Raw genomic sequence first — 24,301 nt, forward strand, 5'->3', positions numbered from 1 at the left:
AGCACCGCGCGCGCGCACTGCCAGCCTCATGGGGGAAGTGATTTTTCAAGGTGGCGGCATCGCCACGATGGAACCTCGTGACGGCGACCCGCTCGGCCGCATCGCCGACGGCGCGGTGCACGTGTCTGACGGCCGCGTCGTGGCGGTCGGACCGCGCGACCGGATCGATGCCGGCGGAGCCGAGATCATCGACCTTGGCGGCCAGTGGCTGACCCCCGGCCTCGTCGACTGCCACACCCACCTCGTCTTCGGCGGCAACCGCGCGCGCGAACATGCGATGCGCCGTGCGGGTGCGACCTATGAGGAGATCGCCGGGGCGGGAGGGGGCATCGTCTCGAGCGTGCGTGCGACCCGCGCCGCGAGCGAGAACGAGCTGTTGGCGTCCGCCCGCAAGCGGCTCGAGGCGCTGGCGAAAAGCGGCGCGACGACGGTCGAGGTGAAGTCGGGCTACGGGCTCGATGCCGACACCGAGGTGAAGATGCTGCGCGTCGCCCGTGCGCTCGACGGCCATGCGGGCGTCAGCGTGGTGCCGACCTTCCTCGCGCTTCATGCCCTCCCGCCCGGCGTCGACCGCGCCGCCTATGTCGAGGAGGTCGCTCGCAACACCATCCCCCGCATCGCGGCCGAAGGCCTCGCGCGGAGCGTCGATGCCTTTTGCGAACGCATCGCCTTCACCGCTGAAGAAGTCGAACAGGTCTTCGCCGCGGCGCAGCGCGAGGGGCTGCCCGTGCGCCTCCACGCCGAACAATTGTCCAATTCGAACGGTGCCGCGATGGCCGCGCGCTTCAAGGCGCTGTCCGCCGACCATCTCGAACATCTCGACGAGGCCGGCGCGCGCGCGATGGCCGCGGCGGGCACGGTCGCCGTCCTGCTCCCCGCCGCTTTCTATTGCCTGCGCGAGACGCACCTGCCGCCCGTTTCCATGCTGCGCGAGGCGGGCGTGCGCATCGCCATCGCCAGCGACTGCAACCCCGGCACCTCGCCGACCCTGTCGCTGCCGCTCGTGATCAACATGGCCGCGACGCTCTTCTCGCTCAGCCCCGAGGAAGCGCTGGCCGGCATGACGACCCATGCCGCCGCCGCCCTCGGTCTCGACGACCGTGGCCACATCGCGCCCGGCCAGCGTGCCGATTTCTGCACCTGGGACGTCGAGGCGCTCGACGAACTTGCCTATTGGATCGGGCATCCCGGCCCGGCCCGCCGCTTCGTGGCGGGCGAACAGAGATGAGGAACGACATGACCGACCCGCGCCGCGACAACAGCCGCGTCATCCACGCCCGCACCGGCCCCGAAAAGGTGGCCAAGCACTGGACCACCGAGGCCGCCGTGCGGATGCTCCAGAACAACCTCGACCCCGCCGTCGCCGAGGCACCCGAGGAGCTGGTCGTCTATGGCGGCATCGGCCGCGCCGCGCGCAACTGGGCCGCCTACGACAAGATCATCGAGACGCTCGAGCGGCTGGAGGAGGACCAGACGCTGCTGGTCCAGTCGGGCAAGCCCGTCGGTGTCTTCCCGACCCACAAGGATGCACCGCGCGTCCTCATCGCCAATTCCAATCTCGTCCCCAAATGGGCGACCTGGGAGCATTTCAACGAGCTCGATGCCAAGGGCCTCATGATGTACGGCCAGATGACCGCGGGCAGCTGGATCTACATCGGCAGCCAGGGCATCGTGCAGGGCACCTACGAGACCTTCGCCGAGATGGGCCGCCAGCATTTCGGGGGCGACCTTTCGGGCAAGTGGGTGCTCACCGCGGGCCTCGGCGGGATGGGCGGCGCGCAGCCGCTTGCCGCGGTCATGGCAGGCGCCCATTGCATCGCCATCGAGTGCCAGGAAAGCCGCATCGATAAGCGCCTCGAGACGCGTTATCTCGACCATAAGGCGCATTCGATCGAGGAAGCGCTCGAGATCATCGCCAAGGCGGACAAGCCGACCAGCGTCGGCGTCCTCGGCAATGCCGCCGAGATCCTCCCCGAGATGGTGGAAAAAGGCATCCGCCCCGACGCGGTCACCGACCAGACGAGCGCGCACGATCCCGCCAACGGCTACTGCCCCGCCGGCTGGAGCGTCGCCAAGTGGACCGAGATGCGCGAGAAGGATCCCGCCCTCGTCGCGGCCGAAGCGCGCAAGTCGATGGCGGTGCATGTGCGCGCGATGCTCGCCTACCACGAAATGGGCATCCCGACGTTCGACTATGGCAACAATATCCGGCAGGAAGCCTTCGACGAGGGCGTCGACAATGCCTTCGACTTCCCCGGTTTCGTGCCTGCCTATGTCCGTCCGCTCTTCTGCCGCGGCGTCGGGCCGTTCCGCTGGGCCGCGCTGTCCGGCGATCCCGAGGATATCGCCAAGACCGACGCCAAGGTGAAGGAGTTGATCCCCGACGATCCGCACCTCCACCGCTGGCTCGACATGGCGGCCGAGAGGATTTCCTTCCAGGGCTTGCCCGCGCGCATCTGCTGGGTCGGCCTCGGCCAGCGCCACCGCCTCGGCCTCGCCTTCAACGAGATGGTTCGGAATGGCGAACTCAAGGCCCCCGTGGTGATCGGCCGCGACCATCTCGATTCAGGCTCGGTCGCCAGCCCCAACCGCGAGACCGAGAGCATGATGGACGGCTCGGACGCGGTCAGCGATTGGCCGATCCTCAACGCCCTCCTCAACACCGCGGGCGGCGCGACCTGGGTCAGCTTCCATCACGGCGGCGGGGTCGGCATGGGCTATTCGCAGCATAGTGGCGTGGTCATCGTCGCCGACGGCTCGGAAGACGCCGACGCACGCCTCGGCCGCGTCCTGTGGAACGACCCCGGCACGGGCGTCATGCGCCACGCCGATGCGGGCTATGACATCGCGAAAGAGTGTGCGCGCGAACAGGGTCTCGACCTTCCCATGCTGGAGAACGACCAGTGATCACCCTCGTCCCCGGCAACGTCTGCCTCCACGATTTGAAGCGTCTTTGGGAAGGCGCTCCCTGCCAGCTTCACGACGCCGCCAAACGCGATATCGAGGACAGCCATGCGGTCGTCACCCGCATCGTCGCGGGCGGCGAGACCGTCTATGGCGTCAATACCGGTTTCGGCCTGCTCGCCTCCGAGAAAATCCCGCAGGAACGGCTGGCCGAACTCCAGCGCAACCTCATCCTCTCGCACAGCTGCGGCCTCGGCGCGCCGCTGCCGCGCCACGTCACGCGGCTGATGATGATCCTCAAGCTCATCGGCCTGGGTCGCGGTGCCTCGGGCGTGCGGCTTGAATTGGTCGAGGCGCTGCAGAAGATGGTCGACAAGGATGCCATTCCCGTCGTCCCGAGCCAGGGCAGCGTCGGTGCCTCGGGCGACCTTGCGCCGCTCGCGCACATGACGGCCGCGATGCTCGGCGAGGGCTGGGTCGATCTTTGCGGCGAGCGCCTGCCCGCCGCCGAGGCGCTCAAGCGGATCGGCATGGAGCCGGTGGTGCTGGGCCCCAAGGAGGGGCTCGCCATGATCAACGGCACGCAGGCCTCGACCGCGATCGCGCTGGACGCCTTCTTCAAGGGCCAGCGCGTGTTCGACGCGGCGATGGCCGCCGGCGCGCTGTCGGTCGATGCGCTCAAGGGCAGCGTCAAGCCGTTCGACGAACGGATCAGCGAATTGCGCGGCCATCGCAGCCAGGAGTTCGTCGCCATGGCGATGCGCGACTGGCTCGAGGGGTCGGAGATCGTCGACAGCCATCACCGCTGCGGCAAGGTGCAGGACCCCTACAGCTTCCGCTGCCAGCCGCAGGTCATGGGCGCCTGCCTCGACCTGCTCACCAAGGTCTCGCAGATGCTCGAGATCGAGGCCAATGCAGTGACCGACAATCCGGTGCTGTTCGGCGCCGGGGACGAGGAGGCCGACGAGGCCATCTCGGGCGGCAATTTCCACGCCCAGCCCGTCGCCTTCGCCGCCGACATGCTGGCGATGGCGCTGTGCGAGGTCGGCAGCCTGTCGGAGCGTCGCACCTCGGTCCTCGTCGATCCCAAGATGAGCGGGCTGCCCGCCTTCCTGATCGACGATGGCGGGGTCAATTCGGGGCTGATGATCCCGCAGGTCACTGCCGCCGCGCTGGTCAGCGAGAACAAGGCGCTGGCGCATCCGGCGAGCGTGGATTCGATCCCCACTTCGGCGGGGCAGGAGGACCATGTCTCGATGGCGCCGATCGCCGCGCGCAAGGCGGGCCAGATCGCCGACAATGCGGCGGGCGTGATCGCGGTCGAACTGATCGCGGCGGCGCAGGGGGTGGATTATCACGCGCCCCTGAAGACCTCGCCCAAGCTCCGTGCGCTTCACGAGAAGGTGCGCAAGCATAGCGCCTACCTCGAGAGCGATCGCTACTGGGCCGACGAGATGGCGGCGCTGCAGGCCGCCGTGCTGGCGGGGGAGATCGCCTAGGGCGTTTCTCCCTCGAAGCGGCGCGCCAGCATCGAGGTCGCGATCAGGAAGATCGGCCCATAGCCGATGATCCCGATATTGCGTACCTGCATCGATCCGGTCAGCGGCCCGAGCCAACCCGCGAGGGCGAGGAGCCCGCCGAAAAGGAACAGGCGGCGCAGCAACTGCCTGCTGCGGTCGATCGTCGTGGCAGCGGCAACCATGGCGAGCGCAAAGAAGCCGTCCCAGGCGATGATGTCGGTCCAATAAGCCAGCGAGGGCCATTCGAAGTCCAACCCCTGCCGGGCACGCTGCGCTGTCGGCGTCGTGATAATGGCATGGTGAAGGGTGCCGGTCAGGATGGCCGTGCCCCACGCGCCGATGCGCAGGAGCCTCCTCTTGATGGGGTCGGATTCCTGTCCGTTCTGGGCAAGCGCCTCGAATTGTACGAGCAGCGCGGGAAGCAGCGCGAGGATGAGCAGTTCCATCAGCGTGAACCAGGGCTCGCCGATAGGCCTGCCGGGCACCATTGTTGCGAGGCCGATGGCAAGGACCAGGAGGTAGAGGGCCAGGAGCGCTGTTAGAATTCGTGCAGCGCCGCGCCCCATCCGTGGCGTGAAGCTTGGCATGGACCGACACCTTTCGTCGCGCGAGCGATGCTATATTCTAGCGGAAATTGCGTCCCTTGGGGATGCAGTCGACGTTGCGCGGATGGACGCCGGTGGTGCGCGGGCGCATCGCGCCGGCGCCGTCGCCGCGCCCCGGAGCGGCGACCAGCATGTCGTCGGACAGGTGCTGGAGGAGCGCCGTATCGTCTTCCAGATGCGCGGCGATGACGTGGACCACCGCATCGTCATGCTGGACGATGCCCGTCACCTTCAAAAGCCGCGCGCCCATGACGATGGGACGATAGGCCTCGAACGCATCGGGCCAGACGACGAGGTTGGCGACCCCTGTCTCGTCCTCGATGGTAGTGAAGCACACGCCCTTGGCGCTGCCCGGGCGCTGGCGGATGAGGACGAGGCCGGCAAGACTGACGCGGCGGCCATAGCGCATGTCGCGGAGTTCGCCCGCGGTCACGCAGCCTTGCGCCGCATAATGGGCGCGCAGGAACTGCATCGGATGCGCCTTCAAGGACAGCCGCGTGGTCTGGTAGTCGGTCACCACCTGCTCGGACAGCGGCATGGCGGGCAGCCGCACCTGCTCGACTTCCCAGCCTTCATCGCGCGCGTCGGCCGCCTCGAACAGCGGGAGCGCGGGCGCGCCCTTCAATGCCTTGGCGTCCCACAAAGCGGCGCGGCGGTCGAGCCTCATCGAGCGGAAGGCATCGGCCTCGGCGAGCTTTTCGACACCCGCGACCGAAATCCCCGCGCGCTTCTTCATGTCCTCGACGCTGTCATAGGGCGTGCCCGAGCGCGCCGCGACGATGCGGGTGGCGTCGTCGAGGCGTAGCCCGTCGACCTGTCGCAGCCCGAGGCGGAGCGCCATGCGCGGGCTGGGCGGGGGCAGGCTGTCGGGCGCCCATTCGCCCGTCGGCAGCGCGGTCGAGCCCCATGAACGCCGCTGCGCCACCGGCTCGCGGTCGGTCGGCTCGAGGGTGCAGTCCCAATGCGAGTGATTGACGTCGATCGCGCGCACCTCGACCCCATGTTCGCGCGCATCGCGGACGATCTGCGCGGGGGCGTAAAAGCCCATCGGCTGCGAATTCAACAGCGCGGCGGCGAAGGCGGCGGGGTAGCGCCACTTGAGCCAGCTACTCACATAGACCAGCAGCGCGAAGCTCGCCGCATGGCTCTCGGGAAAGCCATATTCGCCAAAGCCGCGGATCTGGTGGAAGCAGCGCTCGGCGAACTCGGGATCGTAACCGCGCTCCACCATCCGCCCGACCATCTTGTCCTGGAGCAGGTCGATGGTGCCGCGCGAACGGAAGGTCGCCATCGCCTTCCTCAGCTGGTTGGCCTCGGCGCTACTGAACTTGGCGGCATCGAGCGCGATCTTCATCGCCTGCTCCTGGAACACCGGCACGCCGAGTGTCCGCCTGAGGATGCGTTCGAGCTCGTCGGGCGGGCCGTGGTCGGGGTCGGGGCAGGGGTAGACGACCGGCTCCTTGCCCTGCCGCCGCTTCAAAAAGGGGTGGACCATGTCGCCCTGGATCGGCCCCGGGCGCACGATCGCGACCTCGATGACGAGGTCGTAGAACTCGCGGGGGCGAAGGCGTGGCAGCATGTTCATCTGCGCGCGGCTTTCGACCTGGAAGACGCCGAGGCTGTCGCCCTCGCACAGCATGTCGTAGACGCCCGGCTCCTCCTTGGGCAGCGTGGCGAGGTCCCACTTCTCGCCGTGATGCGCCTCGATGAGGTCGAAGGCCTTGCGGCAACAGGTCAGCATCCCCAGCGCGAGCACGTCGATCTTGAGGATGCCGAGCTCCTCGATGTCGTCCTTGTCCCATTCGATGAAGGTGCGGTCGGGCATGGCACCATTGCCGATCGGCACCGTCTCGGTGAGCGGGCGCTGGGTCAGGATGAAGCCGCCGACATGCTGGCTCAAATGGCGCGGCATGCCGATCAGCTGCTCGGCCAGCGCGACGGTACGCCTGAGGTGCGGATCGCTTAAATCGAGCCCCGCCTCGGCCACCCGCTCCTCCCGCATCTCGCTTTCCATCGAGCCCCAGAAGGTGCCCGCGATGGCGGCGCACACATCCTCCGACCAGCCCATCACCTTGCCGACCTCGCGGATCGCCATGCGCGGGCGATAGTGGATCACCGTCGCCGCGATGCCCGCGCGCTCGCGGCCATATTTGGCATAGATGTGCTGGATCACCTCCTCGCGCCGCTCATGCTCGAAATCGACGTCGATATCGGGCGGCTCCTTGCGCTCCTCCGAGATGAAGCGCTCGAACAGGAGGTCGGTCGTGGACGGGTCGACCGCGGTGATGCCGAGGCAATAGCAGACCGCGCTATTGGCCGCGCTCCCGCGTCCCTGGCACAGGATCGGCGGGTCGAGGCTGCGGGCGTAAGCGACGATGTCGTGGACGGTGAGGAAGTAGCGCGCGAAGTCGAGCTTTTCGATCAGCGCGAGTTCCTTCTTCAGCTGGGCGATGATCGCTGGTGGCACCCCCTCGGGCCAGCGGCGGCTGGAGCCCGCCCAGGTGAGATGTTCGAGATGCTGCTGCGGGGTGCGCCCGCCGGGACAGGTCTCTTCCGGATATTCGTAAGCCAGCTCGTCGAGGCTGAAGTCGATGGCATCGGCGAACGCGCGGGTGGCGTGGATGGCGTGGGGCCAGCGCTCGAACAGCGCCGCCATCTCGCCCGGGCCCTTGAGGTGCCGCTCGGCATTGGCGTGGAGGCGCCAGCCCGCGGTCTCGAGCGTCACCTTCTCGCGGATGCAGGTCATGACGTCCTGCAGCGGGCGCTTCTCGGGGGCGTGATAATGCACGTCGTTGGTGGCGAGGATCGAGCAGCGGTGCGCGCGCGCGAGCCGGTCGAGCCGCTCGATGCGGGCGACATCGTTGCCACGATAGAGATAGCTGGCGGCGACATGGGCCAGGCCCGGTAGCGCCGCGACCAGTGCGGGCAGCGCTTCGGCAAAGGCGTCGACATCCTCGCCGGGGATGGCGATGAACGCGATATCGGCCCCTCGGGCCGCGATCTCGGAGAGGAGGAGGTCGCATTCGCCCTTCTCGCAGCGCATCTTGCCGGTCGAGAGGAGCGCCGAGAGATTGGCATAGCCCTCGCGGCTGAGCGGATAGGCGAGCAGCTCGGGCGCATCCACGGGGCACAGGCGGCAACCGATCAGCGGGGTGAGCCCCGCCGCCTTGGCCGCGCTATGCACCCGCACCACGCCGGCCAGCGTATCGCGGTCGGCGACCCCGATGGCGTCCATCCCTTTCTCGAGCGCGGTCAGGACGAGCTCGATCGCATCCGACGCGCCGCGCAGGAAGGAAAAGGGGGTGGTGACGCCCAGCTCGACATAGGGCGCGCGCGGGATCTTGGGCCGCGGCGCGCCGTCGCCCAGCACGAGCTTGCGCTTGGACAGCGAGGAAGGGCTGGCGTCGGGCATGGCGCGCTACCCGAACAGGCCGTGGATATACCAGACCGGATCGCCCCCACGCCCGTCGCCGAAGACGCCCTCGCGAAAGATCCAGTAGCCGCGCCCGGCCTGGTCCTCGACGCGATAATAGTCGCGCAGCCGGGCGGGCCGATATTCGCGCCACCATTCGGGCGAGATGCGCTCGGGCCCCTCGACGCGCTTGATGTCATGCACCGCGCGGCGCCAGACGAAGCGGCGCGGCAGGCCCTCGGGGGTGGCGTAGAGCACGCTGATCGCTTCGGGCGTATCGAGCAGCCGCTCGGGGCGCGGCGCCTGTGGCGGCGGTGTCTCCGCCTCGGCCGGATCGGCGAGCGCCGACTGCCAGCCTGCCGAGCGTTCGGGCATATGCGCGGGCACGCGGTGCGGGCGGCTCACCGCCTCGCTGCCGAGCCGGGTGGCGATGCGGTCGACGAGGCGCCCCACGGCGACACCGGCGGGCTCGCCCCCGTCCAGCGCGTCCTGCGCGGGGTCCAGGGGTTCGGCCCAGCTGGCGGTCAGCGCGAAGGCGTCGAAGCCGAATTCGGGGTCGAGCCGCTCGGTCCGTTCCGCGAGCAGCCGCCGGAGATGGTCGGCCTCGCGGGTCGCCAGCGCGGTCGAGGCTTCCACGCTCGCGACCGAGCCGTCGACGCGAAAGCCCGCCAGCGTGACCGTCCGCGCCCCCAGCCGCCGCACCTCCAGCTGGCGCGCGAGGTCGGGGACGAGCAGGTCGAGCGCCTGTGCGGCCGCGGCGGGATCGTCGACCGGCTCCTTCAGCCTCAATCGCGCGGCGGGCGGCGGTTCGTCGGCCTCGGCGGTCAGCGGATCGGCGATGCGGCCCAGCGCGCGGTCGAGCGCGTCCAAGGGATTGTCGGCGGCGCGAAACCGCCGCGCGAGGCTGCGCCGCTCGATCCCCGACAGGCTGGCAATGGTCTTGAGGCCGAGGCGGTTGAGCGTCTGCACCACGTTGGGCGGTAGCCGCAGCGCCGAGACGGGCAGCGGCGCGAGCTGCGCGGCGAGTTGTCCCGATGCCAGCCTGCCCTCCAACTTGTTGCGGGGCGGGGTGTGTGCCGAGCCGACAAGCTCCCCCCGCCCCGATCCCTCGCGGGAATGATGCGCCAGCGCCCAGGCGGCGAGCGGCGTGTCGGCGATCGCGGTGCGCGCGGTCAGCCCGAGGCCGGCAAAGCGCGCCTCGACATCGTCCAGGAGCGCCTTCTCGCCGCCCCACAGGTGCGCGATCCCGCTTGCATCGAGCCGGAAGCCATCCTCGCCGTCGCGCTCGACCAACGGCGACCAGCGCTGCGCCCAGCGCGCGAGCCGCGCCATGAGCTTGCCGTCCCCGATGAGGTCGCAGGCGATGACGGTCGCCTTGGGATCGACCGCGCGCGCATCGGTGAGCCGCATGCCCGCGCGCAGCCCGAGGAGCGCGGCATTGTCGCAGGTCGCATGCACCAGCGTGCCATGCGGCCCCTCGCGTGTGAGGAGGATTCGCGCGTCCTCAGGAGGCGCGTCGCCATGCGCGTTCGCGATCTTGCGCCAGCGCTCGATCGACAGGCGCGGCAGCCAGATGGCCAGCGTCCTTGCGCGCACCTTCCTCATCGACCCACTCCCATTGCCCCGGCGCACGCCCGCGCGCGCGGAACAGGTCGAGCGCCAGTCGCGATGGCCCGGGCGCTTTCATATTGTAGGGGTTGGGCCCCGAGGGCCGGCTCTCCACCCGCCAGCGCCAGCGCGCGCCCGACAGGTTGGCCGCGCCCGCGCCCAGCCGGACGAGCCAGCAGGGCACGCCATGCGCCTCGGCGGCAAAGGCGAGGCGCCGCGTGGCGGTGAAATCCAGCCGCGCATGCTCGCCCCACGCCTCGCCCACGACCCCGCTCAGGGCCGAACATCGCAAGGCCTCCTCCATGACCCAGAGCAGCTTCGGCGTGTCGGCCGCGCAGACGTGGATGAGCGGAAGATTGCCGTCCCCGAGGCCGGGGGGATGGATGCGCCCGGCCTCGAGGATGGCCATCCGTTCCTGTACCCACAGGAGCGGACGATCGGGGGTGGCTTGCGCCAGCAGGAACCGGACCCAGCCCGCATCGCGCGCATGGGTCGGGAAGATCTCGCCGAGCGTCGGGCGGTCGGGCAGCGGGATGCGCTCGCGCTCCGATGCGCCATCGCGTTCCTCGCCTTCCCCTCCGGGAAGGTCGGAAGAAGGCCGCACAAGCCCCCGCGCGGCGCCGTCGGGCAGCACCACGGGAAGCTCGCCGGCGCGGATGGAAAGGCCATCTGCCACACGACTCGCCGTCACCTTGTTCTTGTTATGTTCTATTTCGCCCAACAGGCAGGGGCGAGTCAAATCTGGCGGAAATGCAGGGCGCGCCGGGCGGCGCTTTTCAGGCCTGCCGCGCCGACTCGGAGGCGTCGCGCCGCGCGCGCTTTTCGGCACGCTCATGGGCGCGCTGCTCGGACCTCGTGCGCGCCGGCATCTCGCCTTCCACCTCGCACACGAAGCGGTTCACATGCGCCATGATACGGCTCAAGGCAGGGCGCCAGACGGCAAACCCCATGTGATGCGTGTCGATCTCGATCGCACGGTCCGAATGACACTCGTCGCCGCGTGCCGCGCGCGGTGCGACGATGCCGTCCCTGCGGCTCCAGAAGGCCATGGTCGGCACCGGCGGCTTGTCCTCCAATCGCGGGAAGGGCGGCTCGTTGACGTCATGGCCCGCGACCCATTCGTAGAGCCAGCGGACATTGTTGTTGCTCTTCAGGTCGCCGCAGAAGGGCGAGGCGAGGGTGACGACCGCGCGCACCTTGTCGGGGGCATGGCGCGCCAGCTCGCGCGCATAGAGCCCGCCGAGGCTCCAGCCGAGCACCAGCACCTTGCGCCCGTCGCCGACCGCATCGAGCCGCTCCTCGAGCGTTTCGAGGAGCCCGTGATAGGCGCCCTTGTTGGTGCCGAGTTCCCACGGATGCGCGCGCCAGCCATAGCGGCCCAATGCACCACGGATCTGGCTGGTCGAACGGTCCGAGGAGAGGAAGCCGGGCAGCACCAGCGCGGGCGGGCCTTCCTCGGGGCCGGTCGGTTCGATGGGCCCCCAGGCCGAGGCGAAGCGCGGAAACTGCCACAGGACTTCGCGCGTCCGCTCCCAGGCCGACGGGGCGATGTCGTCGGGATGGATGCGGTTCGAAGGATCGACCGCGGCCTTGTCGCGCTGCCAGATCATGATTCCCATGTGGGGTCGATAAACCCCCGTAACAAGGGAAGTTCCGGCAAATCCGGCCCGGAAGCGGCCTATTTCGGGACGAAAGCATTCACCGCGTCGACCACGCGCGCGATCATCGGGCGCGACATGCCGATGCGGAAATGACCGCAGGGAATGCCGATGCAGGCATCGCTCTCGTGGGTCTCACCACGCTGGCAGCCCTGCGCGAGCAGCCCGTCCTTCTCGGCATAGAGCGCCAGTGTCGGTACCGGCGGTTTGTCGGGCTTTTGGGCGACCGGCGGATCGTCGACCGCATGGCCCGCGACCTTCTCGTAATATTGCCAGACATTGTTGTGCCGCCGGTCGCCCGAGAAGGGCGAGGCGAGGGTGACGACCGCGCGGACCTTGTCGGGATGGGTGCGCGCCAGTTCGCGCGCCATCACCCCGCCGAGGCTCCAGCCGACGACCAGCGCCTTGTCGCCGTGCCGGACCTCGTCGAGCCGTTCGTCGAGATCCTCGATGACGCCCGCATAGGCGCCATTGTTGCGCCCGCGTCCCCAACCATGCACCCGCCAGCCCCCGTCGGCGAACCCGCGCCTTAGCGCCAGTGTCGTCCGGTCGGTGGTGAGGAAGCCGGGAATGACCAGCGCCGGCGGGCCGCCCCTCGGCCCGCGCGGCCCGAGATGACCGAAGCGGTGCGGCAGGCGCGAGAAATTGTTGGCGACCTCGACGATCTTCTCGCCGAGGCCGGGGACCCGGGTGAGGTCCTCAGAGATATTCATCGCCGTTCATGAGATGGCGGATGCCCTCGGGAAGGCGCACGCGACCGTCCTCGGTCTGGTGGTTCTCGAGCAGCGGCACGAGGATACGCGGGCTCGCCAGCGCGGTGTTGTTGAGCGTGTGCGCGAACACCACCTTGCCCTCGGCATTGCGATAGCGAAGCTTGGCGCGGCGTGCCTGCCAGTCGTGCAGCGTCGAGCAGCTGTGCGTCTCGCGATACTTGTTAAGGCTCGGCACCCAGCTTTCGAGATCGTTCATGCGATACTTGCCGAGGCCCATGTCGCCGGTCGAGGTCTCGATCACCTGGTAGGGGATGTCCATCGCCTTCAGCAGCTTTTCGGCGGCACCGAGGAGCTTCTCGTGCCATTCGGCCGAGACATCCTCGTCGGCCTGGCAGATGACGAACTGCTCGACCTTGACGAACTGGTGGACGCGCAGGAGGCCGCGCACATCGCGTCCCGCGCTGCCCGCCTCACGGCGGAAGCAGGGGCTGTAACCGGCATAGAGGACGGGAAGCTGCGCTTCCTCGAGGATCTCGCCCGAATGCAGGCCCGTCAGCGCCACCTCGGCGGTGCCGGCGAGGAACAGGTCGTCCTTCTCCAGCTCGTAGGTCTCCTCGCGGTGGCCGGGGAATTGCCCCTGCCGGACGAAGGCTTCCTCGCGCGCGATGGCGGGCAGGGTGATCGGCTGGAAGCCGTTGCCCATGATCTCTTCCAATGCCCAGGCCATCAGCTTCTGCTCGAGTAGCGCGAGGCGGCCCTTGAGGCAGTAGGTGCGGCTACCCGACACCTGCGTGATGCGGCTCAAATCGGCCCAGTCGTTCTTCTCGAGCAGCGCGACATGGTCGAGCGGCTCGAAGTCGAACTGGCGCGGGCTGCCTTCGGTGCGGATGACGATGTTATCATCCTCGCCGGGGCCGACGGGGGCACCTTCCCACGGGATGTTGGGCATCTTCAGCATCATCGCCTCGAAGGCCGCGACCTTCTCGCCAAGGCCATTTTCAAGTTCACCCGCGCGCTTGCCCGCTTCCTTGGCCTTCCTGCCGAGCTCGGCTTTTTCCTCGGGCGCGGCGTCCTTGAACATGCCCGAGATGCGATTGCGCTCGGCGCGCAGCTGGTCGATCTCGGTCTTGGCCGAGCGGATCTCGGCGTCGAGGGCGAGGAGCGCGTCGAGGTCGAGGTCGACATTCTTGGCGGCGATGGCATCGCGCACTTGCGCGCGATTGTTCTTGATGAAGTCGATGCTGAGCATGGCCGCACCCCTGCGCCATTATGGTGGCGATTGGCAAGAGGTCGCGCCGCCCCGCCGCGATGGCGCGAGGTCTTTACGGAACCGGAAAGGCCTGCCACCCCTTCACGACGATATATCTGAAGTGAAGGGGTTTTCGATGCCGTCAGGACTGGTTGCACTGCTCGACGACGTCGCGCTCATCGCGCGGACTGCCGCTGCCAGCGTCGATGACGTGGCCGCCGCGGCGGGCAAGGCGGGGACCAAGACGGCCGGCGTCATCATCGACGATGCCGCCGTGACACCGCGCTACGTCACCGGCCTCGACCCCAGCCGCGAACTGCCGATCATCGGCAAGATCACGCTCGGCAGCCTCAAGAACAAGCTCATCTTCCTGTTGCCCGCCGCGCTGCTCCTGTCCGAATTCGCGCCTTTCCTCATCATCCCCATCCTGATGCTCGGCGGCGGCTTCCTTGCGTTCGAGGCGACCGAGAAGATCATCGAGGCGATCACCGGTGACCATCACGGCGAGGCGACGCTCGCCGCTACCGACACGCCCGAGGAACTGGAAAAGCGGCAGGTGTCGGGCGCGGTGCGCACCGACTTCATCCTGTCGGCCGAGATCATGGCGATCACCCTCAATGAGCTCACTGCGGGCGGGATGGTCGACAATATCTGGATGCGCGCGGGCGCGCTGGCGATCGTCGCGGTGGCGGTGACCGTCATCGTCTACGGCAGTGTGGCAATCATCGTGAAGCTCGACGACATCGGCCTCCACCTCGCAAAGCGTGAGAACGGCTTTGCCAGGAAGTTCGGCCGCGCGCTCATCGCCTTCGTACCCAAGCTCCTCAAGGCGCTTAGCATCATCGGCACCGCCGCCATGCTGTGGGTCGGCGGCTCGATCCTGCTTCACGGCTTCCACGAGCTGCACGTCCTCGGCTTCCTTTACGAATGGAACCATGACGCGGCGGTGGCGGTCGCGGGCGACAATGGGGTCGGCGTCTGGATCATGGAAACGCTCGGCGCGGCGCTGACCGGCCTCGTGTTCGGCTTCATCATCGTCCAGGTCGTGACGCGCCTGTTCGGCCACCACCCGCTGCACGGTGGCGGCGAGCCGGTGAAGGATACACATTGATGCACGCGCTGGCGGTGTTCCTCGGCGGCGGCCTGGGCGCGCTCGCCCGCTATGGCGTGGGCAAGTGGACGATGGCCTGGTTCGGCACCGGCTTTCCGGTGGGCACGCTGGCGGTCAATGTCGCGGGCAGCCTGATGATCGGCATCGCGGTCGGCGCGCTGGAAGGCGTCGGCCAGCCCGCCAAGCTCTTCTTTGTCACCGGCCTGCTCGGCGGCTTCACCACCTTCTCGGCCTTCAGCCTCGACACGATGACGCTTTGGGAGAGGGGACAGGTCGGGGTGGCGCTCGCCTATGTGGGCGCCTCAGTCCTCCTCTCGCTCCTCGCCTGCGCGGCGGGCTGGGCGCTCGCCCGCTAGGCCGGGGCCTAGTCGTCGAAGTGGAGGCGGCGGTAGCGGCCGCGATAATAGAGTAGCGGATCGGGCCCTTCCTCGAAGCGCGCGCGCAGCACGCGGCCGACGAGGATCCAGTGATCGCCGCCGTCATGCACGGCATGGCGCGCGCATTCGAAATGCGCGAGGCTGCCGGTCAGTAGCGGCGCGCCGCCCGCGCCCTCCTCCCACTGCGTCTTGCCGAAGCGGTCGCCCGCGGGCGTCGAGAAGGTGATCGAGGCGGGGCGCTGCTCGGTGCGCAGCACGTTGACCGCGAAATGGTCCGCGCTCGTCAGCGGGTCGGCGCTGGTCGTCACCTTGGCGGGGCAGACGATCAGCAGCGGCGGATCGAGGCTGAGCGAGGTGAAGCTGTTGGCGGTCAGGCCGTGCGGCACGCCTTCGGCATCGCGGCAGGTGACCACCGTCACGCCGGTCGCGAAACTCCCGAAGGCGTCGCGCAAATCGCGCGGGTCGCCGTCCTCACCGTCAAATGTGCGCCATCCGCTCATGCTCTGCCGCATAGCGGGGTGCCTCGGCGCCGCCAAGGCTTGCCAGCCCCTTGATCGTGAGGTCGGCGATCTTGGCGCAGCTGCCCTCGACGCTGTCCGACACGAAATAGAGCGGCTGGAAGCGGTCGGAGCGATAGGCGGTGGCCGCCGCATCGCGGAGGGTGAAGCGCGGGCGCGGCAGGTCGGCGACCAGCGCATGCTCGGCCTCGCCATAGGAGGACGCCAGCCCCGCGCCCCACAACTTCAGCTGCTCGTCCTCGCGCGCGAGCCCGAATTCGATGGTGTGCCAGTAGAGGCGGCTCATGATCTCGCCATGTCCCCCAGCGCAGGCCGCCATGCCGAGATGCCCCATCGCCTCCATCGCATCGGCGACCGGCTGCCACGCGAGCAGCGGGACATGGCCGAAGATGTCGTGGAAGCAGTCGGGTTCCTCGAGATAGTCGAGGTGGCGTCCGTCGCGGATGAAATTGCCGATCGGGAAGCGCTTCTCGCTGAGCATGGCGAAGAAGACCTCGTCGGGGACGATCCCCTCGACCGACACCAGCCGCCAGCCCGACTGGCCCTCGAGCCGGTCGCTGAGGCGCTCGAGCCGCGGGATGCCCGGCTCCTGCAGGCCGAGGCGGACCATGCCGCCGATGAAGGCATGGACGAAGTCGCCGCGATGGCGCGCGACCTGCCGTTCGAACAGTCGGTCCCAGGTGGCATGGTCGGCGGGCATGAAACGCGCCCAGTTTTCGGGCACGAGATAGGCGCGCCAGTCGACCTTGGCCTTTGAGGGGGCGATACGGGACTGGAACATCATCACGTGCCTTTCTTCTGCTTTGCCGGAAAATAAAAAAACCCGCCGAGGCTGGGAGCCTGGCGGGCGGTGGTTTCCGGTTGATGTCTATTAGATGATCAACTCGTCTCCACCGCGCGCCCATACGCATAGATGGCTCGCACCGTCGTCGGCGCGAGATACATGCAGGGAAGGGCGATCGAATTGGTCATCGAGATGGAAGATGACGAAAATTGATCCATGTTGCAAGCGCTAAGTCGGCCACTCGACGAAGCCCCGGACCCGTTCGTCACTTTTTCGGCGTCGCCTTGCGGCGGAAGAGCTCGGCGAGGAAGACCGCGGCGCCCGCGACCAGCGACATTTCGAGCGCCCGCTCGGGGCGGTCGAACACCACGGCGGCGAAGAACCAGACGAGGCCAGCGGCAAGCGCGGCATCGAACAGGGCGCCGGGAACGGGCGGCAATCGCGACCTCATGCCACCACCTTGTCGATCGCGGCGGCCAGCGACTTGTCCTTGTCGGTCACGACATTGCCGGCGCCATGCGTGGTCAGCCGGAGCGTCACCCGGTTCCAGACATTGTGGATCTCGGGATGGTGGTCGTGCTTCTCCGCGAGCAGCGCGACCCGCGCCAGGAAGGCGAAGGCCTCCGAAAAATCCTCGAAGGCGAAGGTGCGGACGAGGGCATCTTCGCGCTCGTGCCAGTCGTTGCTGTACATGTCATCGAGCCTAGCGGGTTGCATGGGCGGCGCAAGATGCGCTTATGCCTGCCTCGAACAGGAGAGATTATGACCGACGCCTTTATCTGCGATGCCATCCGTACCCCCATCGGCCGCTTCGGCGGGGCGCTTTCGTCGGTGCGTGCCGACGACCTCGCCGCCGTGCCGCTGAAGGCGCTGAAGGAGCGCAATGCGGGCGTCGACTGGGCGATGCTCGACGATGTCATCATGGGCTGCGCCAACCAGGCGGGCGAGGACAATCGCAACGTGGCGCGCATGGCTGCGCTGCTGGCGGGGCTCGGCGACACCGCGCCCGGCACCACGGTCAACCGCCTGTGCGGCTCGGGGCTCGACTGCGTGTCGATGGCGGCGCGGGCGATCAAGGCGGGCGAAGCGGACCTCGTCATCGCCGGCGGGGTGGAATCGATGAGCCGCGCGCCCTTCGTCATGCCCAAGGCCGAGACCGCTTTCTCGCGCAACAATGCGGTCTATGACACGACCATCGGCTGGCGCTTCGTCAACAAGCGGCTGCAGGCCGAATATGGCATCGACTCCATGCCCGAGACTGCCGAGAATGTTGCCGCGGACTATGGCATCAGCCGCGAGGACCAGGACAGGTTCGCGCATGAAAGCCAGGTCCGCGCCGCCCGTGCGCAGGAAAATGGCCGCCTCGCCGCCGAGATCGTCGGGGTCGCTATCCCCCAGCGCAAGGGCGATCCGCTCCTTGTCGAACAGGACGAGCATCCCCGCCTGTCGAGCGTGGAGGTGCTGTCGAACCTCAGGCCCATCGTCAAACCCGACGGCACCGTCACGGCGGGCAATGCGAGCGGGGTCAATGACGGTGCCGCCGCGCTGATCGTCGCCTCGGAGGCCGCGGTGAAGCGCCACGGCCTCACGCCGCGCGCCCGCGTGCTCGGCGGTGCGGTGGCCGGCGTGCCGCCGCGCATCATGGGCATCGGCCCCGCGCCCGCCTCGGCGAAACTGATGGAGCGGCTCGGGCTGCACATCGACGACTTCGGCGTGATCGAGCTCAACGAGGCCTTTGCCGCGCAGGGGCTGGCGGTGATGCGCGAGCTCGGGCTGGCCGACGATGCGCCCCATGTGAACCCCAATGGCGGCGCCATCGCGCTCGGCCACCCGCTCGGCATGAGCGGCGCGCGGCTCGCGCTGACCGCCACCGAGGAGTTGCAGCGCTCGGGTGCCGACAAGGCGCTTGCCACCATGTGCATCGGGGTCGGGCAGGGCATCGCGCTGGCGCTCGAGCGGGTCTGATGGACAAGGCGGCCCTCCTCGAGCTGCTGGCGGGGGTGCCCGACCCCGAGATCCCCGTGGTCTCGGTGCTCGACCTCGGCATCGTCCGCGGGCTGGAAGAGGATGCCGAGGGGATGAAAGTCATCATCACCCCGACCTATTCGGGCTGTCCCGCGACCGTCGCCATCGAGGAAGCGGTCCGCGCCGCGCTCGACGCCAACGGCTTTCGCGAGGTCCGGATCGAGAACCGGCTCGTCCCGCCCTGGTCGACCGACATGATCAGCGAGGAGGGCCATGCCAAGCTCAAGGCCTATGGCATCGCCCCCCCGAGCCGCGCCGAGACAGCCGAATGTCCCCGATGTGGTTCGACGAACACCAAGGAAATTAGCCGTTTCGGTTCAACGCCCTGCAAGGCGCAGTGGCAGTGCAAGGACTGTCTCGAACCCTTCGACCGGTTCAAATGCCATTGAGCCTCCCGACTGATCAATGAGCGAACCGACCGCCTTCCTCCTCGCCATGCTGGCGATCTACACGCTGCCGTGGCTGCTCTGGCGCGCGCTCGGGCGGCGCAGCTGGGCGCCGCTGGTCGTCGTCCAGATCGTCGGCGGCGTCTTGGCGGGGCCGGCGCTGCTGGGGGCGGTGGTGCCCTCGGTCCACGAGGCGGTGTTCACGCCGTCGGTCCTCGGCGCGCTCGGGGGCATCGCCAGCTGGGCGGTGATGCTGTTCGTCTTCGTCGCCGGGCTCGAACTCGACCTGCCCGACGCCTGGGCCAAAAGGCGCGACACCGGCACGACGGCGGGGCTTGCACTGCTCGTCCCCTTCCTCCTCGGGGCGGGGGCCGCGATGCTGGTGATGCGCGATGCCTTGTGGATGGGCGAGGGGGCGGAACGCTGGCAGTTCCTGCTCGGCATCGGTCTGGCCTGTTCGGTCACCGCGCTGCCCATCCTCCTCCTCTTCCTCGAGAAGCTCGAGATATTGCGCAGCGCGCTCGGCCAGCGGATCCTGCGCTATGCCAGCCTCGACGATCTCGTCGTCTGGGCGCTGCTCGCGCTCATCCTCGTCGATGCCGAGATGCTGGGGCGGCAGGCGGTCTTCGCGCTCGCCTTTGCTGCTGCCACCTTCCTTGCCCGCAAACTGTTTGCCCGGGCAGGCGGGAAGGACCGCGTGCCGCTGGCGCTCATGTGGCTGATCCTCGTGGCATTGGGGGCCGACTGGGCGGGGCTGCATTACATGGTCGGGGCCTTCCTTGCCGGCGCGGTGCTCGAGGCGAGCTGGTTCGGCATTACCGCGATCGATGAATGGCGCGACCGCATCCTCACCCTGCTGATGCCGGTCTTCTTCCTGTCGACGGGTCTCAGGACGCGCTGGGAGATGGGAGGGATGGACGTCATCCTCGTGGCGCTGGCACTGCTCGTCGCGGCGGTGGCGGGCAAGCGACTGGGCGTCGCGCTGGCGGGGCGGATGCTCGGCTGGGCAAAGGGGGAGGCGCGGCTGGTCGGCTGGCTGCTCCAGACCAAGGCGCTGATCATGATCATCTTCGCCAACATCCTGCTCGACCGGCAGGTGATCAGCTCGACCGCCTTCACCGCGCTCCTCCTGATGGCGGTGCTGTCGACCATGCTGGCGATGCCGATGGCGGCGCGGGCGCTGGGCAAGGCGCGCGCCGCCTAGCCGCTGCGGCACGCAAAACGGACAGTGTCCACTTTGTCCACTTCGGGAACTTCGGGGTGCCGGCGCGGGAGAAAGAGCAGTCGGATATTAGCCCGCGCGGGCCGTGTAGGACAGCGCGCTCAGCCGCCGCACTGGGCGCGGTGGAGGAGGAAATGATCGGCCAGCACGAGCGCCATCATCGCCTCGGCAACGGGGGCGCCGCGAATGCCGACACAGGGGTCGTGACGGCCGCGGGTCGAGGCGTCGACTTCCTCGCCCCGGGCGTTGATGCTCGGGACCGCGGTGCGGATCGAGCTGGTCGGCTTGAAGGCCATGCGGACGATGATGTCCTGGCCCGTCGAGATACCCCCCGCCACGCCGCCGCTATGGTTGGCAGTGAAGGCGGGCCGTCCGTCCTCGCCCATGCGCATGGGGTCGGCATTGTCCGAGCCGCGCGCGGCGGCGGTCGCCATGCCCGCACCGATCTCGACACCCTTCACGGCGGGGATCGACATCATCGCGCCGGCGAGCGCGGCGTCGAGCTTGGCATAGACGGGGGCGCCCCAGCCGGCGGGCACGCCGCTGGCGACGACCTCGACCATCGCGCCGAGGCTATCCCCGTCGGTTCGCGCTTGATCGAGCATTGATTCCCATTTGGTACCATCGCGCTCGCCGCCGATGGCGGTGACGCGGGCGTCGATGCGAACGTCGGGGATGACGAGGCGCGCCACTGCGCCGCCCGCCACACGGATCGCGGTTTCGCGCGCGGACGCCCTGCCGCCGCCGCGTGGGTCGCGGAAGCCATATTTGGCGTCATAGGCATAATCGGCATGGCCGGGGCGATAGGGGGCATCGGCCGGATAGTCCTTCGAGCGCGCATCCACATTGTCGATCATGAAGGCGATCGGCGTGCCGGTGGTGCGGCCTTCGAAGACCCCCGAGAGGATGCGGACCCGGTCGGGCTCCTGCCGCGGGGTGACATTGCGTCCCGTGCCGGGGCGCCGCTTGTCGAGGAAGGCCTGGACATGGGCCTCGTCGAGCTCGAGCCCCGGGGGGCAGCCGTCGATCATGCCGCCGATGGCGGGGCCGTGGCTCTCGCCCCAGGTCGACAGGCGGAAGAGGTGGCCGAGGCTGTTGATGCTCATCGCGTCGCGATCCCCGCGCCAAGGCCGCGCATCAGCGCGGTGAAGTCGGGGAAGCTGGTCGCGATCGGTTCGGCATTGTCGACCGTGATCGCGGCCTTGGCGGCGAGACCCAGCGTGAGGAAGGCCATGGCGATGCGATGGTCGTGGCGGGTCGAGACCATGCGGCCGCCCGCGACCGCGCCATTGCCGATGACGCGCAGGCTGTCTTCGGTCGCGAAGGCGGTCACGCCATTGGCGGTAAGGCCGGCGGCGACCGCGCCGATCCGGTCGCTTTCCTTGACGCGCAGCTCGCCGATCCCCTCGAACACGCTCTCGCCCTCGGCGAGCGCGGCGACGCAGGCGAGCATGGGGATCTCGTCGATCATCGCGGGCACCTCCTCGGGGCGCACGTGGACGGGCTCGAGGCGGTCATGCGCGACAGTGACATCGCCGACCGGTTCGCCCGAACGCAGGACGTGATTGTCGAGCGTGACGGCGGCGCCCATTTCCTCGATCTTCTCGATGAAGCCGGTGCGGGTGGCGTTGACTAGCACACCGCGGGTGGTGACGCGCGCGCCCGGGATCATCGCGGCGGCCGCCCAGATGAAGGCGGCCGACGAGGGGTCGCCCGGCACGTGCAGTTCGGTCGCGGTGAGGCGGCGCTGCTCGCCCAGCGTGATGGCGACGCCTTCCTCGACCTCCTCGACCCCGCCCTCGACGCCGAACTGGGCGAGCATGATCTCGGTATGGTCGCGACTGGGGCGCGGCTCGACGATCCGGACGGGCGCGTCGGTGCGCAGCCCCGCGAGCAGGATCGCCGACTTGACCTGCGCCGAGGCGACGGGGCTGGCATAGTCGATGCCGCCGAGGCGCGCGCCGATGAGGTCGAGCGGCAGTGTTTCGCCGCCGTCGATGGAGGCGCCCATGCGGCGGAGCGGCTGGGTGATGCGGTCCATCGGCCGCGACGACAGGCTGGCATCGCCGGTGAAGGTTGCGGCAAGACCCTCGAAGCCTGCCGCAGCACCCATCAGGAGGCGCGCCGAGGTGCCGCTGTTGCCGCAATCGACGGGCTCGGCAGGCGACTGCCACGTGCGGCCGGTGACGAGCGCGGCGCCTTCGCTGTCGCGCTCGACATGGGCACCGAAGGCTTTGACCGCCTCCTCGGTGGCGCGCACGTCGTCGCTGGCGAGCAGGCCGGTGATGCGGCTGGTGCCATTGGCCAGCGCGGCGAGGATCAGCGCGCGATGGCTGATCGACTTGTCGCCGGGCAAGTCGGTCTCGCCGCCGAAGCGGGGCGAGGGATGGGCGGTCAGCGGGGTCACAACATTCTTTCCAGATCGGTTATAAACTGCATCGCCTGATCACCATTCAGGCGAGGGTCGCAGGCGGTGCGATAGGCGCGGCCGAGCTCGTCGGCGCTTTCGGGCCCGCCGCCACCGAGGCATTCGGTGACGGGGTCGGGAGACATTTCGAGATGCACGCCGCCGGGATGCACGCCGGCCTCGCGGGCGAGGCGGAAGAAGGCGGCGGTCTCGTGGAGGATGCGGTCATAGCGCCTGAGCTTGCGTCCGCCTGCTTTCTCCGTGTTGCCATGCATGGGGTCGACGATCCACGCCAGCGGGCGGTCCTTCATGGCGGCGAGCAGCGGGGGCAGGCGGTCCTCGACGAGATCGGCGCCGAGGCGGAGGATGAGCGTGAGGCGGCCGGCCTCGCGCCGCGGATCGAGCCGGTCGACGAGGGCGCCGAGCGCATCGGGTTCGACGTCGGGGCCGATCTTCACGCCGAGCGGGTTGGCGATGCCCGAGAGGAAGGCGACATGGGCGCCATCGAGCTGGCGCGTGCGATGCCCGAGCCACAGGAAATGGCCCGACGTCGCCCACCAGCGCCCGTCGCGATCGGCCCTCGTCAGCGCTTCCTCATAGGGGAGGAGCAGGGCCTCGTGGCTGGTGAAGACGGGCGCGCGGCCGTGGCGCGCGGCCGCCAGCGTGGCGGCAGTGCCGACCGACTGGATATGCGCCTGCACCATGCGCTCCGGATCGGGCGCGCGGGCGGCGCCCGAGAAGCCCTGCCCGTTGATGATGTCGCCGCGATAGGCGGGAAGCTCGACCTGTCCGCGCTGTTCGGTCGGGGCCGAGCGCGGCTTGGCGAACTGGCCGGCGATGCGCGCGATGCGTAGCACGGGCGCGCCGGTGCGCGCCTCGATGGGTGCCGCCATCGCGTCGAACAGGGTGGCGAGACGGGCCACGCGCTGGGCGATGGCATCGTCGAAATTCTCGGCACAGTCACCGCCCTGGAGGAGAAAGGCACGGCCCTTGGCGACGCTGGCGATCTCGCGGCGCAGCGCGGCGATGTCGGCGCTCGCCACGACGGGAGCACCCTCGTGCAGCCGCGCCTCGACCGCCGCCAGCCGTTCGGCATCGGCATAGTCGGGCTGCTGGTGCGCGGGCGCGCTGCGCCAGCTGTCGGGGCGCCAGCGGTCGGCGGAAGGGGCGAAGGGGCGGTTCATGGTGCGCGCCGAGGAGTAGCCGAGCCGGACCCCGCTGCAAAGCGTGGAAGAAGGGCCTAGTCGGCGGGCCGGAAGGTCGAGCCGTAGCCCCAGTCGTCGGCGCGGCTGAAGCTCTTGTAGTCGCCCTCCTCGGTGCGCTCGAGCATGGTCGCGTTGCCGTAGCTTTCGGAATAGTCGAGCACGGTGACGATGTCGGGGTCGATCGCCATGACCGCGGCGCGGTGCGGGTCGGGGCGGTCGAGCTGTTTCAATGCGGGGCGCGAGGCGATGAGGAGGTCGATGGCCTTGTCCCGCTCGGCCGCGTCGGTGACTTCCTTGGCATGGCCCGCGATCGACAGGCCCTTGATCGACACGGGATCGATGACGTCGCGCCCGATCGTGGCGGAGACTCGATCATCGGCGCTGATGTTGCGAAATTTCTGGCTGCGCTTGGAGACGACGAAATAGAGGCGCATGCCGTCATGGGCGTAGGCGACCATCGTGACCTGCGGCCAGCCGTCCTCGCGCAGCGTGGCGATCGACATCAGCCGGTTGTCGCGCAGGATCGAAAGGGCCTTGTCGAGCATGGCGTGTCTCCCTCTTTTTTCGAGGGCGAGTATCGCAGATCGGGGGGCAGGG

The 24,301-nt window shown here is 68.8% G+C and carries 23 protein-coding genes; 8 read left to right on the forward strand and 15 right to left on the reverse strand.

Annotated features, from left to right (window positions below; all coding sequences use genetic code 11):
* Positions 1-28 precede the first annotated feature (28 nt).
* The 3 genes from hutI to hutH are packed head-to-tail and all read left to right on the forward strand — an operon-like array spanning position 29 to position 4,403.
* On the forward strand, positions 29-1,228 hold the full coding sequence (hutI, locus tag NUW81_RS08535; RefSeq protein ID WP_245112394.1) for an imidazolonepropionase: 1,200 nt from the start codon (positions 29-31) through the stop codon (positions 1,226-1,228).
* A gap of 8 nt (positions 1,229-1,236) precedes the next feature.
* Positions 1,237-2,907, forward strand: a complete 1,671-nt coding sequence (gene hutU, locus NUW81_RS08540) for a urocanate hydratase (RefSeq protein WP_245112396.1) — start codon at positions 1,237-1,239, stop codon at positions 2,905-2,907.
* On the forward strand, positions 2,904-4,403 hold the full coding sequence (hutH, locus tag NUW81_RS08545; protein WP_245112397.1) for a histidine ammonia-lyase: 1,500 nt from the start codon (positions 2,904-2,906) through the stop codon (positions 4,401-4,403). Before hutU ends, hutH begins: the two co-directional genes overlap by 4 nt.
* Here the strand turns inward: hutH and NUW81_RS08550 are convergent.
* From NUW81_RS08550 to serS, 7 genes are all read right to left on the reverse strand, one after another.
* On the reverse strand, positions 4,400-5,011 hold the full coding sequence (locus tag NUW81_RS08550) for a hypothetical protein (RefSeq protein ID WP_245112398.1): 612 nt from the start codon (positions 5,009-5,011) through the stop codon (positions 4,400-4,402). The genes hutH and NUW81_RS08550 overlap by 4 nt on opposite strands.
* A 37-nt stretch (positions 5,012-5,048) precedes the next feature.
* Positions 5,049-8,441 carry an error-prone DNA polymerase gene (locus tag NUW81_RS08555; RefSeq protein ID WP_245112399.1) on the reverse strand — a complete coding sequence of 1,131 codons (3,393 nt, stop codon included), beginning with the start codon at positions 8,439-8,441 and terminating at the stop codon, positions 5,049-5,051.
* Positions 8,442-8,447: 6 nt separating this feature from the next.
* Complete coding sequence (locus NUW81_RS08560; RefSeq protein ID WP_245112400.1) at positions 8,448-10,046, reverse strand: DUF6504 family protein; 1,599 nt, start codon at positions 10,044-10,046, stop codon at positions 8,448-8,450.
* Entirely contained in the window at positions 9,946-10,725 is a 780-nt protein-coding gene (locus NUW81_RS08565) for an ImuA family protein (protein WP_245112402.1), read from the reverse strand. The genes NUW81_RS08560 and NUW81_RS08565 overlap by 101 nt, the downstream gene beginning before the upstream one ends.
* A gap of 100 nt (positions 10,726-10,825) precedes the next feature.
* Positions 10,826-11,659 (reverse strand): alpha/beta hydrolase family protein, encoded by an 834-nt coding sequence (locus tag NUW81_RS08570; protein ID WP_245112404.1) that lies wholly within the window; start codon positions 11,657-11,659, stop codon positions 10,826-10,828.
* 68 nt (positions 11,660-11,727) lie between these two features.
* Positions 11,728-12,420, reverse strand: a complete 693-nt coding sequence (locus NUW81_RS08575; RefSeq protein ID WP_245112406.1) for an esterase/lipase family protein — start codon at positions 12,418-12,420, stop codon at positions 11,728-11,730.
* Positions 12,407-13,669 (reverse strand): serine--tRNA ligase, encoded by a 1,263-nt coding sequence (serS, locus tag NUW81_RS08580; protein ID WP_245112408.1) that lies wholly within the window; start codon positions 13,667-13,669, stop codon positions 12,407-12,409. Before serS ends, NUW81_RS08575 begins: the two co-directional genes overlap by 14 nt.
* A 136-nt stretch (positions 13,670-13,805) precedes the next feature.
* On the opposite strand from serS, the gene NUW81_RS08585 reads away from it, so the two are divergent.
* Both NUW81_RS08585 and crcB read left to right on the forward strand, forming a co-directional pair.
* The gene (locus NUW81_RS08585; protein WP_245112410.1) at positions 13,806-14,780 is read left to right on the forward strand and encodes a DUF808 domain-containing protein; all 975 of its coding nucleotides are present in this window, start codon (positions 13,806-13,808) and stop codon (positions 14,778-14,780) included.
* The gene (gene crcB / locus NUW81_RS08590) at positions 14,780-15,136 is read left to right on the forward strand and encodes a fluoride efflux transporter CrcB (RefSeq protein WP_245112411.1); all 357 of its coding nucleotides are present in this window, start codon (positions 14,780-14,782) and stop codon (positions 15,134-15,136) included. The genes NUW81_RS08585 and crcB overlap by 1 nt, the downstream gene beginning before the upstream one ends.
* Before the next feature lie 8 nt (positions 15,137-15,144).
* Here crcB and NUW81_RS08595 read toward each other — a convergent pair whose 3' ends face one another.
* From NUW81_RS08595 to NUW81_RS08610, 4 genes are all read right to left on the reverse strand, one after another.
* On the reverse strand, positions 15,145-15,657 hold the full coding sequence (locus NUW81_RS08595) for a flavin reductase family protein (RefSeq protein ID WP_245112412.1): 513 nt from the start codon (positions 15,655-15,657) through the stop codon (positions 15,145-15,147).
* Positions 15,635-16,459 (reverse strand): phenylalanine 4-monooxygenase, encoded by an 825-nt coding sequence (locus tag NUW81_RS08600; protein WP_245112413.1) that lies wholly within the window; start codon positions 16,457-16,459, stop codon positions 15,635-15,637. Before NUW81_RS08600 ends, NUW81_RS08595 begins: the two co-directional genes overlap by 23 nt.
* A 265-nt stretch (positions 16,460-16,724) precedes the next feature.
* Positions 16,725-16,910 carry a hypothetical protein gene (locus NUW81_RS08605; protein WP_245112414.1) on the reverse strand — a complete coding sequence of 62 codons (186 nt, stop codon included), beginning with the start codon at positions 16,908-16,910 and terminating at the stop codon, positions 16,725-16,727.
* Entirely contained in the window at positions 16,907-17,176 is a 270-nt protein-coding gene (locus NUW81_RS08610; RefSeq protein ID WP_376741943.1) for a 4a-hydroxytetrahydrobiopterin dehydratase, read from the reverse strand. The genes NUW81_RS08605 and NUW81_RS08610 overlap by 4 nt, the downstream gene beginning before the upstream one ends.
* 45 nt (positions 17,177-17,221) lie before the next feature.
* Between NUW81_RS08610 and pcaF the strand changes: the two genes are divergently transcribed.
* Genes pcaF through NUW81_RS08625 form a run of 3 tightly spaced genes read left to right on the forward strand, consistent with a single transcriptional unit; the run spans position 17,222 to position 20,074 of the window.
* Positions 17,222-18,424, forward strand: a complete 1,203-nt coding sequence (gene pcaF / locus NUW81_RS08615; RefSeq protein WP_245112416.1) for a 3-oxoadipyl-CoA thiolase — start codon at positions 17,222-17,224, stop codon at positions 18,422-18,424.
* Complete coding sequence (gene paaD, locus NUW81_RS08620) at positions 18,424-18,873, forward strand: 1,2-phenylacetyl-CoA epoxidase subunit PaaD (protein WP_245112419.1); 450 nt, start codon at positions 18,424-18,426, stop codon at positions 18,871-18,873. Before pcaF ends, paaD begins: the two co-directional genes overlap by 1 nt.
* A 16-nt stretch (positions 18,874-18,889) precedes the next feature.
* A complete protein-coding gene (locus tag NUW81_RS08625) occupies positions 18,890-20,074 on the forward strand; it encodes a cation:proton antiporter (protein WP_245112421.1) in 1,185 nt (394 codons plus the stop codon).
* Positions 20,075-20,193: 119 nt separating this feature from the next.
* Here NUW81_RS08625 and NUW81_RS08630 read toward each other — a convergent pair whose 3' ends face one another.
* From NUW81_RS08630 to NUW81_RS08645, 4 genes are read right to left on the reverse strand one after another with little or no spacing between them, the layout of a single operon-like run.
* A complete protein-coding gene (locus NUW81_RS08630; RefSeq protein ID WP_245112423.1) occupies positions 20,194-21,198 on the reverse strand; it encodes a chorismate synthase in 1,005 nt (334 codons plus the stop codon).
* The gene (gene aroA, locus NUW81_RS08635; protein ID WP_245112425.1) at positions 21,195-22,499 is read right to left on the reverse strand and encodes a 3-phosphoshikimate 1-carboxyvinyltransferase; all 1,305 of its coding nucleotides are present in this window, start codon (positions 22,497-22,499) and stop codon (positions 21,195-21,197) included. The genes NUW81_RS08630 and aroA overlap by 4 nt, the downstream gene beginning before the upstream one ends.
* On the reverse strand, positions 22,496-23,683 hold the full coding sequence (locus NUW81_RS08640; protein WP_245112426.1) for a 3-deoxy-7-phosphoheptulonate synthase: 1,188 nt from the start codon (positions 23,681-23,683) through the stop codon (positions 22,496-22,498). Before NUW81_RS08640 ends, aroA begins: the two co-directional genes overlap by 4 nt.
* A 56-nt stretch (positions 23,684-23,739) precedes the next feature.
* Positions 23,740-24,249: a pyridoxamine 5'-phosphate oxidase family protein gene (locus tag NUW81_RS08645; RefSeq protein ID WP_245112427.1), complete on the reverse strand. Its 510-nt coding sequence runs from the start codon at positions 24,247-24,249 to the stop codon at positions 23,740-23,742.
* Positions 24,250-24,301 lie beyond the last annotated feature (52 nt).

It is taken from the genome of Sphingomicrobium aestuariivivum (genome assembly GCF_024721585.1).
In the GTDB taxonomy this organism is placed as follows: domain Bacteria; phylum Pseudomonadota; class Alphaproteobacteria; order Sphingomonadales; family Sphingomonadaceae; genus Sphingomicrobium; species Sphingomicrobium aestuariivivum.

What these genes read in the sequence shown, in the direction of transcription:
- hutI (WP_245112394.1), top strand. Translation starts at nt 29, where the DNA reads ATGGGGGAAGTGATTTTTCAAGGTGGCGGCATCGCCACGATGGAACCT.
- hutU (WP_245112396.1), top strand. Translation starts at nt 1,237, where the DNA reads ATGACCGACCCGCGCCGCGACAACAGCCGCGTCATCCACGCCCGCACC.
- NUW81_RS08550 (WP_245112398.1), bottom strand. Translation starts at nt 5,011, where the DNA reads ATGCCAAGCTTCACGCCACGGATGGGGCGCGGCGCTGCACGAATTCTA.
- NUW81_RS08555 (WP_245112399.1), bottom strand. Translation starts at nt 8,441, where the DNA reads ATGCCCGACGCCAGCCCTTCCTCGCTGTCCAAGCGCAAGCTCGTGCTG.
- NUW81_RS08560 (WP_245112400.1), bottom strand. Translation starts at nt 10,046, where the DNA reads ATGAGGAAGGTGCGCGCAAGGACGCTGGCCATCTGGCTGCCGCGCCTG.
- NUW81_RS08570 (WP_245112404.1), bottom strand. Translation starts at nt 11,659, where the DNA reads ATGATCTGGCAGCGCGACAAGGCCGCGGTCGATCCTTCGAACCGCATC.
- NUW81_RS08575 (WP_245112406.1), bottom strand. Translation starts at nt 12,420, where the DNA reads ATGAATATCTCTGAGGACCTCACCCGGGTCCCCGGCCTCGGCGAGAAG.
- serS (WP_245112408.1), bottom strand. Translation starts at nt 13,669, where the DNA reads ATGCTCAGCATCGACTTCATCAAGAACAATCGCGCGCAAGTGCGCGAT.
- NUW81_RS08585 (WP_245112410.1), top strand. Translation starts at nt 13,806, where the DNA reads ATGCCGTCAGGACTGGTTGCACTGCTCGACGACGTCGCGCTCATCGCG.
- crcB (WP_245112411.1), top strand. Translation starts at nt 14,780, where the DNA reads ATGCACGCGCTGGCGGTGTTCCTCGGCGGCGGCCTGGGCGCGCTCGCC.
- NUW81_RS08595 (WP_245112412.1), bottom strand. Translation starts at nt 15,657, where the DNA reads ATGAGCGGATGGCGCACATTTGACGGTGAGGACGGCGACCCGCGCGAT.
- NUW81_RS08600 (WP_245112413.1), bottom strand. Translation starts at nt 16,459, where the DNA reads ATGATGTTCCAGTCCCGTATCGCCCCCTCAAAGGCCAAGGTCGACTGG.
- NUW81_RS08605 (WP_245112414.1), bottom strand. Translation starts at nt 16,910, where the DNA reads ATGAGGTCGCGATTGCCGCCCGTTCCCGGCGCCCTGTTCGATGCCGCG.
- NUW81_RS08610 (WP_376741943.1), bottom strand. Translation starts at nt 17,176, where the DNA reads ATGCAACCCGCTAGGCTCGATGACATGTACAGCAACGACTGGCACGAG.
- pcaF (WP_245112416.1), top strand. Translation starts at nt 17,222, where the DNA reads ATGACCGACGCCTTTATCTGCGATGCCATCCGTACCCCCATCGGCCGC.
- paaD (WP_245112419.1), top strand. Translation starts at nt 18,424, where the DNA reads ATGGACAAGGCGGCCCTCCTCGAGCTGCTGGCGGGGGTGCCCGACCCC.
- NUW81_RS08625 (WP_245112421.1), top strand. Translation starts at nt 18,890, where the DNA reads ATGAGCGAACCGACCGCCTTCCTCCTCGCCATGCTGGCGATCTACACG.
- NUW81_RS08630 (WP_245112423.1), bottom strand. Translation starts at nt 21,198, where the DNA reads ATGAGCATCAACAGCCTCGGCCACCTCTTCCGCCTGTCGACCTGGGGC.
- NUW81_RS08640 (WP_245112426.1), bottom strand. Translation starts at nt 23,683, where the DNA reads ATGAACCGCCCCTTCGCCCCTTCCGCCGACCGCTGGCGCCCCGACAGC.
- NUW81_RS08645 (WP_245112427.1), bottom strand. Translation starts at nt 24,249, where the DNA reads ATGCTCGACAAGGCCCTTTCGATCCTGCGCGACAACCGGCTGATGTCG.